General features: G+C 69.5%; 1 protein-coding gene. It reads right to left on the bottom strand.

Going from position 1 to position 275, the window contains the following annotated elements; genetic code table 11:
* Positions 1-275 (bottom strand): Ig-like domain-containing protein (locus ASF58_RS26010; RefSeq protein WP_156375733.1); only part of this gene is annotated, 275 nt, incomplete at both ends.

The raw sequence follows: 275 nt of genomic DNA on the forward strand, positions 1-275 counted from the left end.
CGTCGGCGGTGAGACCGGCCGCGGTGGTGATGGTTGGTGCACCGGGCGCAAGGCTGTCGATGGTCAGGGCCACGGCGGTAGAGGAGGCCGAGACGTTGCCGGCCGCATCGGCGGCAGTGGCCGTCAGGACGTTGTTGCCATCCGTCAGCGGAGCSGTGGGCGTGAAGCTGAASACACCGTTCGTACCAGCGACCACAGTGCCGAGCACGGTGCCRTTGTCCGAGATGGTGACGGTRGMMCCGGCCTCGGCCGTCCCCGTGATGGTCGGGGTGGCG

The sequence above is a fragment of the Methylobacterium sp. Leaf125 genome (genome assembly GCF_001423085.1).
GTDB lineage: Bacteria > Pseudomonadota > Alphaproteobacteria > Rhizobiales > Beijerinckiaceae > Methylobacterium.